The organism is Bacillus sp. FSL K6-1338 (genome assembly GCF_038006965.1).
Taxonomy (GTDB): Bacteria; Bacillota; Bacilli; order Bacillales; family Bacillaceae_G; genus Bacillus_A; species Bacillus_A thuringiensis_S.
Window position 1 is genome coordinate 564607 of record NZ_JBBOWI010000001.1, and the last position, 19303, is coordinate 583909.

Genomic DNA, 19303 nt, shown 5'->3' on the forward strand with positions numbered 1-19303 from the left:
AAAGTAAAAATGTGTGCAACAATGCATTGTGTTTCTTTCTTATCAGTGGCTGAATATTTCTTTCTATTATGTGAGTGGCAAAATTTTGTTTAGGATGCTCGGGTATTGTATGAAAAACGTTATAAATGTTTATGGGATGATTTTCTGTGGGCAGTTACCTTTCAAATATTCTAGCTTGCACAGTACAGAACAAAATTTATAGATTGCTGTTCATAAAGGAAGACAATTACAGTAAGGAGGGAAAGGAATGGGCGAAGAAAATCAACCAAATTATACGATTTCACAGGAAAACTGGTCCCTCCATCGCAAAGGATATGACGACCAACAACGCCATCAAGAAAAAGTACAAGAGGCAATTAAGAATAATTTACCCGATCTTGTAACAGAAGAAAGTATAGTTATGTCTAATGGCAAAGATGTTGTAAAAATACCAATTCGTTCTCTAGATGAATATAAGATTAGATACAATTATGATAAAAATAAACATGTTGGGCAAGGAAACGGTGACAGTAAAGTTGGTGATGTCGTTGCGAGAGATGGATCAGGTGGTCAAAAACAAAAAGGGCCAGGAAAAGGGCAAGGAGCAGGAGATGCAGCTGGGGAAGATTACTATGAAGCTGAAGTCTCTATTTTAGAATTAGAGCAGGCGTTTTTCAGAGAGTTAGAGCTGCCTAATTTAAAGAGAAAAGAAATAGATGAAAATCGGATTGAACATGTTGAATTTAATGACATTAGAAAAACAGGATTATGGGGAAATATCGATAAGAAACGAACAATGATATCTGCATATAAACGAAATGCGATGCGTGGTAAAGCATCTTTCCATCCAATTCATCAAGAAGACTTAAAGTTCCGCACTTGGAATGAAGTATTAAAGCCAGATTCAAAGGCTGTTGTGTTAGCGATGATGGATACGAGTGGATCGATGGGAATGTGGGAGAAGTATATGGCACGTAGCTTCTTTTTCTGGATGACAAGATTTTTACGAACAAAGTATGAAACAGTTGATATTGAATTTATTGCTCACCATACAGAAGCGAAAGTCGTCACAGAAGAAGAATTTTTCTCAAAAGGAGAAAGTGGCGGAACAATATGTTCTTCCGTATATAAAAAGGCATTAGAACTGATTGATAATAAATATTCACCAGACCGCTATAATATTTATCCATTCCATTTTTCAGATGGTGATAATTTAACATCAGATAACGCTAGGTGTGTAAAGCTTGTGGAAGAATTAATGAAGAAATGTAATATGTTTGGATATGGGGAAGTGAATCAGTATAATCGCCATAGTACACTCATGTCAGCCTATAAAAATATTAAAGATGAAAACTTTAGATACTATATTTTAAAGCAAAAAGCAGACGTATTTCATGCGATGAAAAGCTTTTTTAGAGAAGAATCAGGTGAGAAAATGGCATAACCTCTTTTAAAGAGGTTCTTTTTTTGTAAACTTTTTATTTTCCTAGTTGACAATGATAATGAAAATCATTATCATTTATTCGAGAAATGATTACATTTCGAATTATATATTTTGGAGGAGATGTAAAGTTGAAACAAAATAAAAGAAAACGTATAAATGCAATGATTATAGCGGCGGCGTTATCACTTCCGTTTGCTGTTTATTCAACACCTGCTTTAGCGGCAGTGGCAATTGAGGCGAATAAAACGGGACAAGGTTTAGAAGATGGTACATATGATGCTGTTATTAAAGCGTATAAAGATAAAACGAATGAAGAGTCTATGGCAGCTGTTTATATAAAGGATCCGAAATTAACAATTGAGAATGGAAAGAAAATTGTAACAGCAACGTTAAGTGATAGTGATTTCTTCCAATACTTGAAAACAGAGGATATTCATACGCCAGGTGTGTTTCATGATGTAAAGGTCCTATCAGAAGACAAAAAGAAAAATGGGACGAAGGTTATTCAATTTGAAGTTGGAGAATTAGGAAAAACATACAATATGCAAATGCATATTTATATTCCAACGATGGCCTATGATAATAAATATCAAGTGCAGTTTGAAGTAAATGCTATAAATTTAGAAAACAATGTTTCAGAAAAACAAAAGGAAAATAAAGAGGAGCAACAAGATGAAAACGGAAATGTAATATTAGATAAGCAATTACAAAAATATATTAATAAATATAACTTAGATAGAGATAATGTAGATGCGCCAATCACAAAGAAAGATTTATTACAAATTAAAACATTATCCATTTATTCAGGTAAAGGGATAAATGAAATAGCTGGTTTAGAGTATATGACAAATTTAGAGAAGTTGACGTTACGAGAGTCTAATGTAACAGATATATCAGCTATCTCGAAATTGAGAAGTTTGAAGTACGTTGATTTAACTTCTAATTCAATTGAAAGTATTCATCCAATTGGGCAATTAGAGAATATTAATATGCTTTTTTTAAGAGATAATAAAATTTCTGATCTTACACCATTAAGTAAAATGAAAAAAATCAAAACATTAGATTTAATCGGTAATAACATTAAAGATATCCAGCCATTATTTACATTATCAACTATGAAACAATTATACTTAGCAAATAATCAAATCAGTGATCTTAATGGAATTGATCGATTAAATAATGTGGAACTATTATGGATAGGGAACAATAAAATTAATAATGTTGAATCTATTAGTAAAATGAGTAATCTTATTGAACTAGAAATTGCTGATAGTGAAATAAAAGATATATCACCATTATCTCAATTAGGAAATTTACAAGTGCTGAATTTAGAAGAGAATTATATCTCTGATATATCGCCGTTGAGCACTTTAACAAATTTACATGAGATAAATCTTGGAGCAAATGAAATTTCTGACGTAAGGCCTGTTGAGGAATTAGGTAAGCGAATTTCAATTGACATTCAAAGACAAAAAATCTTTTTAAATGAAGCAAGCGTAGATGAGGAATTAAAAATCCCAGTATACAACCTTAAGGGAGAACCACTTCAAAATATTAATGTAAAAAGTGAGGGGGCTACTCTGAATAACGGATTTATAAAATGGAATAGTCCTGGAGAAAAAATATATGAATTTAAACTAGATACTAATTCTACTGAAAGTAAAATAAGATTTAATGGTACGGTTATACAGAATATAGTTGAAAAACAAAAAGAACGTGCAAATGTAATTCTCGATAAAACTTTACAACAACATATTAATAAAGAGAATTTAGGTAGAGAGAACTTAAACGCTCCTATCACAAAAGAAGATTTATTACAGGTTAAAAAATTAGAGATACTTAAAGAAAAAGGAAATGAGATAAAAGATATAACAGGTTTAGAGTACATGACGAACTTAGAAAACCTTACTTTAGAAGGAGTAGGCCTGAAAAATATTGATTTCATCTCAAACTTGAAACGATTGAATAATGTGAATGTATCTCATAATCAAATTGAAGATATAACACCGCTATCTTCATTGAAAAATTTACAGTGGTTAAATCTTACTGAGAATCGTATTACAGATGTAACGGTTCTTGGCTCAATGTTAGACTTACTTAGTTTAAAATTAGCTGAAAATGAGATTCGTGATGTAAGGCCATTAATACAATTAGGTCAGTGGGTAACAATTGATGTTAGAAGGCAAAAGGTCATTTTGGATGATGCAGAAATAAATAAAGAAGTGAAAATACCTGTATATGATTTAGAGGGAGAGCCAATTGAAAAGATTACACTAAAGAGTGAAGGTGGAACTCTTACTGATGAGGGAATCATTTGGCGTACTTTAGGAGAAAAAATATATGAATTTGATTTAGATGCAGATCATTATGAGACTGGCATATTATATAGTGGCATTGTAATGCAGAATATAGTAGAAAAATTAATACCAAAAGAAGAAGTGAAAGAACCAACAAAGGAAGTGGAAGAGTCAAAAGAAGAAGTGAAAGAACCAACAAAAGAAGTGGAAGAAACAAAAGAAGAAGTGAAAGAACCAACAAAGGAAGTGGAAGAGTCAAAAGAAGAAGTGGAAGAAACAAAAGAAGAAGTGAAAGAACCAACAAAGGAAGTTGAAGAGTCAAAAGAAGAAGTGAAAGAACCAACAAAGGAAGTGGAAGAGTCAAAAGAAGAAGTGAAAGAACCAACAAAAGAAGTTGAAGAGTCAAAAGAAGAAGTAAAAGAACCAACGAAAGAAGTTGAAGAGTCAAAAGAAGAAGTGAAAGAACCAACAAAAGAAGTTGAAGAGTCAAAAGAAGAAGTAAAAGAACCAACGAAAGAAGTGGAAGAGTCAAAAGAAGAAGTGAAAGAACCAACAAAAGAAGTTGAAGAAGCGAAAGAGGAAGTAAAAGAGCCAAAAGGAAATAATCAGGTTGTTGAAAACGAAGGCAGAACAGCAGATACTTTAAATACACAACATGTTAATAAGACGGAGGAAGGAAAGAAATCTTTACCATCAACAGGCGGTGAAGCTAGCACATCGACTTTACTTTCTGGAATAACACTTGTTCTTTCCGCACTAAGTATGTTCGTATTTAGAAAGAGGTTATTTAAGAAATAAATAACGTTTAATCTTATTATTGTATATAATTAATGTTTGTCTTTTGTGTAATAGATAGAGTAAAACCCCATTCGTATGAAAATTATATTTCATACGAATGGGGTTTGTTAATTTTCTTTTTTCTCTCAGTCATCACGGATTCAGAAGTAATTTGAGGTGCCAATTGTTACATAATCTTTTTTATTTTTTGCGGAACTTCTTTCGTTTGCGAATTAACATCTTCCTTTCGCAGCTCTTTAAATAGCGAAGCAACCATAAGAACGACTACGATAGAAAATGGTAGTGCTGCGATTATAGCTGCAATTTGTAGTGCATTTAATCCTCCAGCTTGTAATAAAAGTGCTGCAATGATCGCGATTGTTAATCCCCATATAAGTTTTAAACTATTTTTCGGTGATAAGCTTCCGTTACTCGTTTGCATTGAAACAACAAATGTTGCCGAGTCGGCAGAAGTAACGAAAAATGTGGCTACTAAAATTAACCCGATAACCGTTAAAAATGTAGAGAATGGTAGGTGCGAAATAACAGCAAATAATCCAATCTCTGTACCATTTTTTGCGATTTCATCAGCTATCCCAAGCGATTGGAACATTTCCATATGGATAGCGGTACCGCCAAATACTGCAAACCAAAATGTACAGATAAGAGTTGGGACTAATACAACTCCAATAATAAATTCTTTTATTGTGCGCCCTTTAGAAATACGAGCAATGAATGTACCGACGAATGGAGACCAAGAGATCCACCATCCCCAATAGAAAATAGTCCAGTTTTCAATCCAAGAAGAAGATTTTTCACTAAATGCTCCTAAATTTAATCCCATACTAGGTAAAGCGCCGATATAAGAACCGAGTGTAGATGTGAAATATTTCATAATAAATACAGTTGGTCCTAAAATTAAAAAGGAGACGAGTAAAATACCTGCGAGAGAGAAATTCAAGTTACTCAAATATTTAATCCCACGATCTAAGCCAGTTTGCGCACTTGTTAAATATAAAACAGCGAAGATAGCTATAAGTACGAGCTGAGTAAGTAAAGTGTTATGAATAGAAGGGAATAAATAGCTTAATCCTCCGGCAATTTGTTGAGCACCAATCCCAACAGATGGCACAATGCCAAATACTGTGGCTAAAACAGCCAAAATATCGACTGTTTTTCCGATAGGAGAATTTTTCGATCGATTAAATAATGGAGTAACTGTAGCCCCAATTGTGCTACCTTTTTGTTTGCGGAATGTGAAATATGCAATTGTTAAAGCAACCATCGCGTATAGTGACCACGGAAAGAGTCCCCAGTGGAAAAATGAATATTGCATAGCGAGTTTGGCGCTTTCCTCTGTACCTGCTTTTCCTGTTAATGGATCTGTAAAATGTGAAATCGGTTCAGCGATTCCATAGAAGAGGAGTCCAATCCCCATTCCTGCTCCAAACAACATGGATAACCAAGATGAATAGCTGTATTTTGGTCTTTCTCCATCTTTACCAAGACGAATAGAACCGTATTTTGAAAAGGCTAAATAAGTAGCTAAAACAAGCATTGTGGTCATAAGTAGAGAGTAAAACCATCCAAATTTATTGAGGATAAATGAGTTTAAAGAAGATGTGATACTTTGTAAATCATGGCCTTGTATCCAGCTTGCTGGTATGACACCCCATATAATAAATAAGGTTGTAAGCAAGATGGAGATATAAAATACACTGTTCTCTTTTTTTATCATAGAATCCCACCTTTATTTAATAAAGTTAACAATTATATTAACCATAACAATTAAAGGGTGAAATGTCAAAAAATTCTCTTTTTAATATTTGTAAAAGGGAATTTTGATTGTTATAAGTTCATAATCAGCGGAGGTTAGATAAAGGAAAGGGTGTTCACGATATGTACAAATTATAGGAAGAAATAATATGAAATATTGCATTTTATATTGTTACATCCAGATTTTATGTTAAATTCTTGAATGGAATATTAAAATAGGGGGCAAGGATATGAACAAGAAATCAAAGATCAATAAAGTGATGCTTAGCATTAGTACAATGGCTTTATCGTTAGGGGCACTTCAAACTCATGCAGTAGCGGAAGAAAAAGTACCGTATAATGTGCTAAAAACGAAACCGGTTGGAATTGAAAAGCCAGTAGATGAAGTTGGGCATGTTTCAAAAGTTGATGAAACCTTATCATTTCAAGAACGTTTAAAAGTAGGCGATTTTTCACAGCGACCAGCATCTATTACGAAGAAAACGGCAGTAAAGCAAGTTAAAGAAAGCTATTCAATGGCTGATTTAAACAAAATGAATGATCAAGAATTAGTTGAAACATTAGGCAGTATTAAGTGGCACCAAATTACAGATTTATTCCAGTTTAATGAAGACACAAAGGCCTTTTATAAAGATAAAGGAAAAATGCAAGTCATTATAGATGAATTAGCTCATAGAGGTAGTACATTTACGAAAGATGATTCAAAAGGAATTCAAACGTTTACTGAAGTGTTGCGTTCCGCTTTTTATCTGGCATTTTATAATAACGAATTAAGTGAATTAAATGAAAGAAGCTTCCAGGATAAATGTTTACCTGCTTTAAAAGCAATCGCAAAAAATCCAAACTTTAAGCTTGGTACAGATGAACAAGATACAGTCGTATCTGCATACGGAAAATTAATTAGTAATGCATCAAGTGATGTTGAAACAGTTCAATACGCATCAAATATTTTAAAGCAATACAATGATAATTTTACTACTTATGTAAATGATCGAATGAAGGGACAAGCAATATACGATATTATGCAAGGGATTGACTATGATATACAGTCGTATTTAGTTGAGGCCCGTAAAGAAGCGAATGAAACGATGTGGTATGGAAAAGTAGATGGGTTTATTAATGAAATAAATCGTATTGCTCTTTTAAATGAAGTAACGTCAGAAAATAAATGGCTCGTTAATAATGGTATTTATTTTGCAAGCCGTTTAGGGAAATTTCATAGCAATCCGAATAAAGGATTAGAGGTTGTTACACAAGCAATGCATATGTACCCACACTTAAGTGAACCATATTTTGTTGCGATAGAACAAATTACAACAAATTATAATGGTAAAGATTATAGCGGGAATACAGTAGATTTAGAGAAAATACGTAAAGAAGGAAAAGAGCAGTACTTACCAAAAACGTATACATTCGATGATGGATCAATTGTGTTCAAAACAGGAGATAAAGTATCAGAAGAAAAAATTAAGAGATTATATTGGGCTGCGAAGGAAGTAAAGGCACAGTATCACCGTGTAATTGGAAATGACAAAGCATTAGAGCCAGGAAATGCGGATGATGTGTTAACAATCGTAATTTATAATAGTCCAGATGAATATCAGTTAAATAGACAATTGTATGGGTATGAAACAAACAACGGTGGAATTTATATCGAAGAAACAGGAACATTCTTTACATATGAGCGTACACCAGAGCAAAGTATTTATAGTTTAGAAGAGTTATTCCGTCATGAATTTACTCATTATCTGCAAGGGAGATATGAAGTTCCTGGTTTATTTGGAAGAGGAGATATGTATCAAAATGAAAGGTTAACTTGGTTCCAAGAAGGAAATGCAGAGTTTTTCGCAGGCTCTACTCGTACGAATAACGTTGTACCAAGAAAGAGTATAATTAGCGGATTATCATCTGATCCGGCAAGCCGTTATACTGCAGAGCGCACACTATTTGCTAAATACGGTTCTTGGGATTTCTATAATTACTCGTTCGCATTGCAGTCTTACTTATATACGCATCAGTTTGAAACATTTGATAAAATTCAAGATTTAATTCGTGCGAATGACGTGAAAAATTATGATGCATATCGTGAAAATCTAAGTAAAGATCCTAAGTTAAATAAAGAGTATCAAGAGTATATGCAGCAGTTAATTGATAATCAAGATAAATATAATGTACCGGAAGTAGCAGATGATTATTTAGCTGAACATGCAACGAAGTCGTTAACAGCGGTGAAGAAAGAAATTAGTGATACGTTGCCTATGAAAGATACAAAAATGACAAAACATAATTCTCAATTCTTTAATACATTTACATTAGAAGGTACGTATACAGGTAGTGTCACAAAAGGTGAATCAGAAGATTGGAAAGCAATGAGTAAAAGAGTAAATGAATCTTTAGAACAATTGGCGCAAAAAGAATGGAGTGGCTACAAAACTGTTACAGCATACTTCGTCAATTATCGTGTGAATAGCTCAAATGAATTTGAATATGATGTAGTCTTCCATGGAATCGCAAAAGATGATGGAGAAAATAAAGCTCCGACGGTTAATGTAAACGGGCCTTATAATGGAGTTGTAAAAGAGGGAATTCAATTTAAAAGTGATGGCTCAAACGATGAAGATGGAAAAATTGTTTCTTATTTATGGGAATTTGGAGATGGAAGCACAAGTGCAGAAGTGAATCCAGTACATGTATATGAAAGAGAAGGTTCTTATAAAGTATCGTTAAGAGTAAAAGATGATAAAGGAAAAGAGAGCAGAAGCGAAACAACTGTTACGATTAAAGATGGAAGTTTAACAGAATCAGAACCAAATAATCGTCCAGAGGAAGCAAATCGTATCCGGCTAAATAGTACGATAAAAGGTAATCTTATTGGCGGGGACCACACTGATGTTTATACATTTAATGTAGCATCAGCGAAAGATATCGACATTTCTGTTTTAAATGAGTATGGAATTGGGATGACATGGGTACTTCACCATGAATCAGATATGCAAAATTATGCGGCTTACGGTCAAGCTAATGGGAATCATATAGAAGCAAAATTTAATGCAAAACCAGGTAAGTATTACTTGTATGTATATAAATATGATAATGGCGATGGAACATACGAATTGTCAGTAAAATAAGTACTTTTCCAATGTATGTTTAACTTTACTTTTTGTGGAAAATAGTATATTATATAGATATATAATATATCGGTTATTTTCTAGGAGGAGCCTGTCACAATAGGTTTCTCCTGTTCTTTTTTAGAGGCCTGTCTTACAGGCTTTTCTTTAAAGGGTAAATAACTGAAAATTTAGAACGATAATCTTTGAAAGAGGTGGGGCATACACATAACAAAAAAGGGATTGTTTAAGAGAGGGGGATAAGAAATGGCTTTGTTTGGTTATCCACTTGAAACAATTTATTTATATGGATTTATTATTGCTACTATACTCACTGTAATTTATATCTTTTTTGGAGATATATTTGAATCCATATTTAGTTTTGGAGGCGGATCTGTATCCGTTGTTACTTTATTACTTAGTTTTTTCGCCATGTTATGTGGACTTAGTTATATAGGAGAATATTTATTTTCCTTTAATAGTATTCTTATTTTTGGGGCTGCATTTGCTATATCTTTTATCGGTGTATTCATCATGAAAATACTAATTTTAAAACCGATTGCAGAAGCAGAACAAAACACGGTGCAACGTATGGATGAATTCATCGGTTGCAAAGGAGAGGTCATTACGACTATTCCTACAGAAGGGTTTGGTGAAGTATTAATTTCCTCCCAATTTGGAAACAATGCAATCCTAGCTAAAACAGTTGGAAAGAAAGATATTTCGCAAGGAACAGAGGTTATTATCGAGGGAGTCCAAGATGGTGTTTTACTTGTACAGAACATCGCTTATTCTTTAAAGAAACCAAAATTATAAGGGGGAATTTACATGACGATTCCATTAATTATCGGTGGAGTATTACTCGCAATTTTAATTCTACTCATTTTAGTATTCATTACAAAGTATCGAACAGTTGGACCAGATGAAGCATTAATTGTTACTGGAAACTGGCTTGGTGGCGGGAAAAATGTAGTTACCACTGATGATGGAAAGAAGATTAAGATTATTCGTGGTGGCGGTACTTTTGTAGTTCCGATTATGCAAAGAGCAGAGCCTTTAAGTCTATTAAACTACAAATTAGAAGTGGGAACACGTGATACGTATACGAAACAAGGTGTACCGATTACAGTAAATGGTGTTTCTATTATTAAAGTAGGATCTACCATTGAAGAAGTTTCTACAGCAGCTGAACAATATTTAGGAAAAGAAACAGAAGAGTTGAAAATAGAAGCAAAAGAAGTTTTAGAAGGTCATCTACGTGCTATTTTATCTTCTATGACAGTAGAAGATGCCTATAGTAATAGAGAGCAATTCGCTCAAAAGGTACATGAAGTAGCTTCTACAGATTTAAAGAAGATGGGACTTCGCATCGTTTCCTTTACAATTAAAGAAATCATGGATAAGAACGGTTACTTAGATGCACTTGGTCAGCCACAAATTGCGATGGTTAAGCGTGATGCAACAGTTGCAAATGCAGAGCGTGAAAAAGAGGCACGAATTGAAAAAGCTCGTGCTGAGAAAGAAGCAAAAGAAGCTGAGTATCAACGTGATGCACAAATCGCTGAAGCTGAAAAACATAAAGAGTTAAAAGTACAATCTTATAAGAGAGATCAAGAACAAGCTCGCGCAGATGCAGATCTTTCCTATGAATTACAACAAGCAAAAGCGCAACAAGGTGTTACAGAAGAGCAAATGCGCGTTAAAATCATTGAACGTGAAAAGCAAATTGAATTAGAAGAAAAAGAGATTGCGCGTCGTGAAAAGCAATATGATGCAGAAGTAAAGAAAAAGGCAGATGCAGATCGCTATGCTGTTGAACAATCAGCAGAAGCGGAAAAAGTAAAACAAATGAAAAAAGCAGATGCAGATCAATATAAAATTGAAGCGGAAGCAAGAGCACGTGCAGAAGAAGTTCGTGTAGAAGGTTTAGCGAAGGCGGAAATCGAAAAAGCGCAAGGTCAAGCAAAAGCAGAAGTACAAAAAGCACAAGGTACAGCGGAAGCAGATGTTATCAGATTAAAAGGTTTAGCAGAAGCGGAAGCGAAACAAAAAATTGCAGAGGCATTTGAGTTATATGGCCAAGCGGCGATTATGGATATGGTTCTTAACATGCTTCCAAGTTATGCGAAGGAAGTTGCAAGCCCACTTAGCAACATTGATAAAATTACAGTTGTCGATACAGGTGGCGGTGGTAAAAATAGCGGCGCCGGAAAAGTTGCAGGTTATGCGACTGATTTAATGGCAACGATGCAAGAAACATTAAAAGCTTCTTCTGGCATTGATTTAAAAGAGTTATTAGAAGGATTTGCTGGAAAAGGAGCAGTACAACAATTATCAAACGATAAATCTGTTGTATCTGTAGTAGAAGATGCGAAAAAAGAAGTAGAAAAAGATAAAGAATAGTAAAGCGGGAGGAACCTCTAGTAAGTGAGATACTAGAGGTTCTTCAGTGAATTATAATATTTCGAATAATATACATTTTTATATATTGTTTTAATTATTTAATTTATATAGAATGAAAAAGGTATGTATCAATTCTTTATGATGTAGAAAAAGATAGAGAGTCTCATCGATACATTTAAATTGTATTATTTTTATAGAAAGATTAAATGTTAATTAATTACATTTAAAACGGTATGGAGGGGTAGAAGTATGTTTCAAGGGAAATTAAGGAGTAGTAGTTTAAAAACAAAGTTACTTGTATCATTTATTATTATTTTAATTCTTCCAAGTATTGTAATTGGTTGGACGTCTTATCAACAGGCGAAGACGAATTTTAATGAAACGATTTTGAACTCGGCGAAAGATAATATAAAAATTTTGGATAATGTAATTAATAAAGAATTGGATAGTAAAAAAATAGATGCAACTTATTTTACAAAATTATTCACACAATCAAGTTACCAAGCAGATCAAATTCAAAACATACAAAATAAACTAGAAGAATACAATAAACTGCATCCAGAAATGGAAGCAATCTATACAGGATCTAGTAATGGACAGTTTATTCAATCACCAACTATTCAGATGCCAGATGGATATAATCCTACAGAAAGAGATTGGTATAAAGAGGCAGTGAAGAAAAGCGGAGAAGTAATTGTAACTGCTCCATATAAGTCAAAAACGACAGGTAATATTGTTATTACACTAGCAAAACAAAATGAGGATAAAAGTGGCGTTCTTGGGATTGACTTAATCATTAATGATATTGTTACTACTTCCAAGATGGTTAATATCGGTAAGGAAGGGTATGTAGCAATATTTGATCAAGATAAAAATGTAGTAGCGCACCCGACACTGAAGCCAGGAGAGAAATTAGAAGAGAAACTTAGTAAAGAATTGTATAAACAGGAAGCTGGGGATGTTCATTATTCGTTAGATGGTGAAGATCGTAATATCACTTTTAAAACGAATAAGAAAACTGGATGGAAAATAGCAGGAATTATGCCTTCCAAAGAAATTATCGAAGCGGCTGAACCTATTTTCTATAAAACAATAACTGTTCTTGGATTTTCGCTACTAATCGGTGGGATTGTAATTTACTTCATTATTGCGTCTATTATTAAACCGTTAAAACAACTTGTTATATCATCGAAGAAGATTAGTGAAGGCGATTTAACAGAATCAATTACAGTTCATTCTAAAGATGAAATTGGACAGCTAGGAGAAAGCTTTAACGAGATGGCTACATCGTTACATAGTGTCATTTCCAATATAAACATTTCAGCAAGTCATGTAGCAGCATCTTCAGAAGAATTAACAGCTAGTATGAAGCAGACAAGCGAAGCAACGGAACAAATTACACAGGCGATAGAGCAAGTATCGAGTGGTGCAGAAATACAAACGAAAGAAGTTGAAGAAGGAGCAACATTGTTAGAAGAAGTTACAGAAGGAATTCAGCGTGTTGCAGATAGTTCTTCATTAGTATCTACAGCCTCTATGTATACGAAGAAAAAAGCTGAAAATGGTGGGACGTTAGTTGAAAAAACTGTGAATCAAATGCAATTAATTCATGATTCTGTTTCACAGTCAGACAAAATCATTGGTTTGTTAGACGATAAGTCGAAACAAATTGGAGCAATTCTTGAAGTGATTCAACATATTGCAGAACAGACAAATTTATTAGCGTTAAATGCGGCAATTGAGGCTGCGAGAGCTGGAGAGCAAGGAAGAGGATTTGCAATTGTAGCAGATGAAGTGCGAAAGCTAGCAGAACAATCAGGAAAGTCTTCTACGGAAATTGGAAAACTAGTGAAAGAGATTCAATTTGATATAAAAGAAACAGTAAGCTCTATGAATCAAGTTGGAACAGAAGTACAATCAGGACTTGTAGTTGCAAATGAAACGAAGCAAAGCTTTGCCGAAATATTGAAGTCTACAAATGATACAGTTGTACAAATTGATAGCATGGTAGATGTAGCAAAACAAATGACGGTAGATGCAAAGCAAGTAAGTGCATCTATTAATGAAATTGCAGCTACGATTGAAGAAAATGCGGCAAGCGTTCAAAATATTGCTGGTTCCTCTGAGGAACAATTAGCTTCAGTAGATGAAATAAATGCAGCAGCAGTTCATTTATCACAAATGGCAGAAGAATTACAAGAGATGATTGGTAAGTTTAAAATATAATAATAAACTGTTAAGAAACGAAGTAGTGCTTATGCTTCGTTTCTTTTTTTATGAAGATAAAAAAGAAAGAAATATATAGTAAGCGTGTTATGATAATAAAAAACTGTATTTTCTTTAAATTCTATCTTTAATTATGTTAGGGGAATGGTTTTGACATTGAAAAAATTAAAACTACAACCGAGAATTACATTAACTATTAGTACACTTATTCTTGTTGTACTTTTGCTAACAAGTTATTTATTTTTTTACATATTATCTGAAACAGTAGAAGAGCAAATTGGTAAAAGGGCCTTGCATGTTGCGAAAACAGTTGCTGCGATACCAGAAATTCAGGAAGCTTTTCAAAAAGAAAATCCAGCTTCTATTATTCAGCCAATCGCAGAAAAAATTCGAATTGATACAGAAGCTGACTTTATTGTAGTTGGAAACAAAGAGGGGATTCGTTATGCGCATCCTGAGCGAGATAAAATAGGAGAAAAAATGGTTGGCGGAGATAATAAAGGCGTTTTATTAGAAGGGAAATCTTATGTTTCGAAAGCTAATGGATCGTTAGGCCCTTCATTGCGTGGGAAAGTCCCAATCCGTAACCAGGAAAATGAAATTATCGGTGTGGTGTCTGTTGGGTTTTCAATGGCTGATATTCATGGAGCAGTAGAAGTGTATGGAAAGCGTGTATTTTGGATTACAGTAATAGGTCTTTTAATTGGGGTAATCGGCTCTATATATTTAGCGGGAAGTATAAAAAGAATGATGTTCGGGATGGAGCCAGAAGAAATTTCATCTTTATATGAAGAGCATAGTACAGTGATTCAATCTGTACGTGAAGGGATTATTGTAATCGATAAAAATGGCATGATTAGTTTAGTCAATCAAGCAGCTTATGATATTCTTTCGCTAAATAAACAACAAAATATTATTGGGGAATTTATTTTAAATGTAATTCCTAATTCAACGATACTAGATGTACTTCAAACTGGTGAAGAACAGTTTGACCGCCAATTAAATATAAAAGGACAGGCTGTTATTGCGAACCGTCTACCTATTAAAGTAAAGAATAAAGTAACTGGCGTTGTATCGAGCTTACGTTTGAAATCTGAAATGGATCAGTTAACAGCAGAATTGTCCCAGACGAAGCAATATACAGAGGCATTGCGGGCGCAAACGCATGAATATAATAATTTATTGTATACGCTTTCGGGTCTTATCCAATTAGAATCATATGAAGATGCTTTAGAGCTTATTCATAAGGAAACAGCGGTATATCAAGATTTTGTTCAATTTATTATGAAGCGGATTCAAAATCCATGGCTAGGTGGAATTTTAATTGGATTTTATAATAGAGCACGAGAGTTGAAGATTGATTTTATGCTAGATAGAGAAAGTGGTTTAGACAAATTAAGTCCACATATTGAGAGTAATTATGTCGTTTCTATTTTAGGGAATTTAATTACGAATGCATTTGAAGCAATTGAAAAAAATGAAGAGAATGATAGGAAAGTAAGGATGTTTGTAACTGATATTGGAGAAGAAATATTAATTGAAGTGGAAGATTCAGGGCAAGGGATTCATGATGAAATAATTACTAGCATATTCTATAAAGGCTTTTCGACGAAAGAAGGAGGAGAGCGAGGATATGGATTAGCAAAAGTGAAAGAGTTAGTAGAAGATTTAAATGGAAGTATTGCAATTGAAAAAGGGGATTTAGGTGGTGCATTATTTATTATTGCACTACCGAAAGAGAGAGGCGAATAGTAATGGGTGAGGAGATTGAAGTATTAATTGTAGAAGATGATATTCGGATTGCTGACATTCATCGTCGTTTTACTGAAAAAATTGAGGGATTTAAAGTAATTGGAACGGCAACGACTGGAGAACAAGCGAAAGAATGGCTAGAGCTTGTGAAGCCACAGCTCGTGTTATTAGATGTGTACTTACCTGATATGCAGGGAACGGAACTTGTCACATATATTAGGAATCATTTGCACGATACAGATATCATTATGATTACAGCGGCATCGGAAACAGATGTAGTGAGGCACGCCCTGCGGGGCGGAGTAACAGATTATATCGTAAAGCCACTAATGTTTGATCGATTTAAAGCAAGTCTAGAAGGCTATCAAAAAAAGATTATACAGTTAAAGAAGAACAATCAATTATCTACGGAACAAATTGAATATTTATGGTCTCAAAGAGGTGTGAAGGGAGATCAAATAGAATATGCCCCGAAAGGGATAGATCCTTATACTTTAGCGAAAGTAAAAAAGCATATGTTAACAGTTAATGAAGAAGGGATTACAGCAGAAATGTTAAGCTCAATGATTGGAGTAAGCCGATCAACGGCAAGGCGCTATTTAGAGTATTTGATATCTGGGAAGAAAGTCCACGCAGAGCTAATATATGGAAGTGTTGGGAGACCGGAGAGACGTTATTTTCTTGCTTCTTCATAATAAAAAACAGTAGAGGATTTTATTTCTTCTACTGTTTTTTTGCATCTTATATTGGAATAATCCCAATTACAATTCCGGTAATTAACATAACCATTGTCGTTCCAACGGCCCACAATAAAGTGAAGCGTTGATGTTCACCGAAATCAACTTTGGCCATTCCGACCAATAAATAAGTGGAAGCGACAAGAGGACTTAATAAGTGAACGGGTTGCCCAAGTAAGGAAGCGCGTCCCATTTCAGCTGCACTAATTCCGTAAGTAGCAGCAGCTTTCGTCAAAATAGGTAATACCCCGAAGTAAAATGCATCATTAGACATGAAAAATGTGAATGGCATACTGAGAAGTGCTGTAATAATTGGTAGTTGTGGTCCAAGTGCATCTGGTATAAGAGTTACTACACTGTTAGCCATTGCATCTACCATTTTTGTTCCAGATAAAATACCAGTGAAAATACCGGCAGCAAATACGAGAGAAACAACTGCTAATACATTCCCTGCATGAGAAGCAATACGTTCTTTCTGTTGCTCTAAGTTTGGATAGTTAATCATAACAGCAATAGCAAAAGCGACTGTAAATAAAACAGGTAACGGCATAACTTCTAGTATGAGACAGACAAGTAATGTGGCGGTTAATAAAAAGTTAATCCATAGAAGTTTAGGGCGTTTATGCACTGCTGCTTCGACAGTTGCAGCTTGCTCATCCATTGTTTGCATTTGTTTTAAATACTGTACATCCATAATTCCTAAACGTTTTCTTTCTTTTTTTCCAAGATAGTAGGCAACGAAAACAACCCAAATTGCACCAGCAATCATTCCTGGAATAAGAGGTGTAAATAATTCGGAAGCCTCAAGTCCAAGTGCGCTCATAACACGAGCTGTGGGTCCACCCCAAGGTGTAAGATTTGTTACTCCCGCTCCTAACATAACAACTCCAGCTAATATGAGTGGATTCATTCCAAGGCGCTTATATAGTGGATACATTGCAGAAACTGTAATCATGTATGTTGTTGTACCATCACCATCTAAAGAAACGATAATAGTCAATATAGCCGTTCCGACAACGATTTTTAAAGGATCTCCTTTTACAAATTTTAAAATCTTACTAATGACAGGATCAAATAAACCGCTATCAATCATAATCCCAAAATATAAAATAGCGAACATAAGCATAATACCAGTAGGTGCTAATTTTTGAATTCCCTCTAACATCATAGGCCCCATATTGGCATAGAATCCGCCAATTAATGCAAAAACACTCGGAATTAATATTAATGCTACTAGCGCTGACATACGTTTCGTCATAATTAAAAACATAAAGACAAATACCATCGCAAATCCAAGTAGTGCTAACATGTAATTTCCCCCTCAAAAGAATGATTGCGCTTTCAAAATAGAATAAAAATTCAGAAAAAGGTTTTTTATTTATAATAAAAGCATCTATTCAAATGGTAAATAATTTGAAAAATAACATCATTAGAAGCATAATTTTTATTTTGTTCATTTTGTTCACGGTAGTTAATTTGAATTTTTAAAAAGTAAGCTGCTCCTCGTAAGAATGGTAGAATAAGATGAAAATAGTGAAGTGTGAAATAGGGAGTAGATGTTATATGAAAACGAGAATTGAAGAGATTTATAGCTCTTATGAAGGAAAAGTAGAGGAGATTTTTATTAATGAATCTTCTTACGTATATGAATGGGAAAAATTACTGATGATCCGAAAAAATGACGGTGAGCTAAAAAAAATTGCAGTCGGGATTAGTGGAAATATAAGATTGGTAAATGTAGAAGTTGGACAGGAAATTAGTGCGGATACATTATTAGTTAAGTTAGAAGATGATTTGTTAATTACAGGCTGCGAGTGATGAGAGATGTGTAGAAATAACTACACATCTTTTTTTGTTTCCTATATTACAAAAAGCACATTGTTTTTTCACAAATCTCACACAACCTTTTGGTATTCTTTTCGTGAAGTATACGGTTTCTAGGGAGGAATATTGATGAAAGTAAAATATGTTGTACTTGCTATATGTTTATGTTTCATATTTACAGTAGTCGGGTGTGGGAAAAAGGAAACAGCAGCTGTTGCCATTGATGAGAAACATGATAAATGTGATATTTGTCAAATTGGGGTAACAGATAATCAATTTGCAACAGAAATTATTTTAGAAAATGGAAAAGCGTTAAAGTTTGATGATATCGGTTGTATGTATAAATGGATGGAGATCAACTCAGATGAAAAGACGAAAGAGAAATTTGTTCGAGATTATGATTCGAAAGATTGGATTTCGTTAGAAGACGCTACTTACGTATATGATAAAACAATAACGACACCGATGGCTTATAATGTCATTTCATTTAAAAATAAAAAAGATGCAGAGAGCTTTGTATCTAACTATAAGGGGAAAGTTCTTTCGTATAAAGAGCTAGCAGAGCATAAATGGGAAATGAATAAAGAGATGATGGGGAAACCGAAAGCAGGAAATCATGGTGGACATCATTAATAATAGAAAAAGACAACTATATAGTTGTCTTTTTCTATTATTACTCAGGTGCAAATATAGAAAAGGTGTAAAATTTTTAGAAGAACGGTTACAATGGAATATAGTAACCTAAAGCAATCATTTATCCCGCATTAACGGGCAGTAAGATCCCCACCTCAAAATTTAGTGAAAGCAAAGAATTTAGGTGGAGATCAACTGTCCGTAAAAGCCCGATTGGTGTGGGCTAATAATTAGTGGTGGATGAACAAAACCCCCACTAATTAAAGTTTCACTTTATGTACTTTTTAGAAATGTATACAAATGCGGTAAAAACGTGCTAAACTAATTGCTTCATAATGTTAATGATGG

Annotated in this window: 12 protein-coding genes; 10 read left to right on the forward strand and 2 right to left on the reverse strand. The window is 34.0% G+C overall.

All coding sequences use genetic code 11. The features are described from left to right. The first annotated feature begins 247 nt into the window (after positions 1–247). Entirely contained in the window at positions 248–1423 is a 1176-nt protein-coding gene (gene yhbH / locus NZ044_RS03055; protein WP_000503516.1) for a sporulation protein YhbH, read from the forward strand. Between the two features lie 128 nt (positions 1424–1551). Further along, the gene (locus NZ044_RS03060) at positions 1552–4518 is read left to right on the forward strand and encodes a leucine-rich repeat domain-containing protein (RefSeq protein WP_340949551.1); all 2967 of its coding nucleotides are present in this window, start codon (positions 1552–1554) and stop codon (positions 4516–4518) included. A gap of 166 nt (positions 4519–4684) precedes the next feature. Here the strand turns inward: NZ044_RS03060 and opuD are convergent, their stop codons facing one another. Next, positions 4685–6235: a glycine betaine transporter OpuD gene (gene opuD / locus NZ044_RS03065; RefSeq protein ID WP_000591601.1), complete on the reverse strand. Its 1551-nt coding sequence runs from the start codon at positions 6233–6235 to the stop codon at positions 4685–4687. Between the two features lie 268 nt (positions 6236–6503). Between opuD and colA the strand changes: the two genes are divergently transcribed. The 6 genes from colA to NZ044_RS03095 all read left to right on the forward strand — a co-directional run bounded on the left by colA (position 6504) and on the right by NZ044_RS03095 (position 16456). Next, positions 6504–9401, forward strand: coding sequence for a collagenase ColA (gene colA / locus NZ044_RS03070; RefSeq protein WP_098425616.1), 2898 nt, complete (start codon positions 6504–6506; stop codon positions 9399–9401). A 246-nt stretch (positions 9402–9647) separates the two neighbouring features. Beyond that, positions 9648–10196, forward strand: a complete 549-nt coding sequence (locus NZ044_RS03075; protein WP_001173143.1) for an NfeD family protein — start codon at positions 9648–9650, stop codon at positions 10194–10196. Between the two features lie 12 nt (positions 10197–10208). After that, a complete protein-coding gene (locus NZ044_RS03080) occupies positions 10209–11783 on the forward strand; it encodes a flotillin family protein (RefSeq protein WP_000154997.1) in 1575 nt (524 codons plus the stop codon). Between the two features lie 249 nt (positions 11784–12032). Then, positions 12033–14009: a methyl-accepting chemotaxis protein gene (locus NZ044_RS03085; protein WP_063674872.1), complete on the forward strand. Its 1977-nt coding sequence runs from the start codon at positions 12033–12035 to the stop codon at positions 14007–14009. Between the two features lie 144 nt (positions 14010–14153). After that, entirely contained in the window at positions 14154–15761 is a 1608-nt protein-coding gene (locus tag NZ044_RS03090; RefSeq protein WP_003255872.1) for an ATP-binding protein, read from the forward strand. Between the two features lie 2 nt (positions 15762–15763). After that, positions 15764–16456: a response regulator gene (locus NZ044_RS03095; RefSeq protein ID WP_000503468.1), complete on the forward strand. Its 693-nt coding sequence runs from the start codon at positions 15764–15766 to the stop codon at positions 16454–16456. A gap of 46 nt (positions 16457–16502) precedes the next feature. Here NZ044_RS03095 and NZ044_RS03100 read toward each other — a convergent pair whose 3' ends face one another. Then, the gene (locus NZ044_RS03100; protein WP_000880474.1) at positions 16503–17807 is read right to left on the reverse strand and encodes a CitMHS family transporter; all 1305 of its coding nucleotides are present in this window, start codon (positions 17805–17807) and stop codon (positions 16503–16505) included. A gap of 254 nt (positions 17808–18061) precedes the next feature. Between NZ044_RS03100 and NZ044_RS03105 the strand changes: the two genes are divergently transcribed. Together NZ044_RS03105 and NZ044_RS03110 are read left to right on the forward strand one after the other, a co-directional pair. Beyond that, positions 18062–18316 carry a hypothetical protein gene (locus tag NZ044_RS03105; protein WP_000857376.1) on the forward strand — a complete coding sequence of 85 codons (255 nt, stop codon included), beginning with the start codon at positions 18062–18064 and terminating at the stop codon, positions 18314–18316. A 135-nt stretch (positions 18317–18451) separates the two neighbouring features. After that, positions 18452–18955, forward strand: coding sequence for a nitrous oxide reductase accessory protein NosL (locus NZ044_RS03110; protein ID WP_000865661.1), 504 nt, complete (start codon positions 18452–18454; stop codon positions 18953–18955). Positions 18956–19303: the final 348 nt, after the last annotated feature.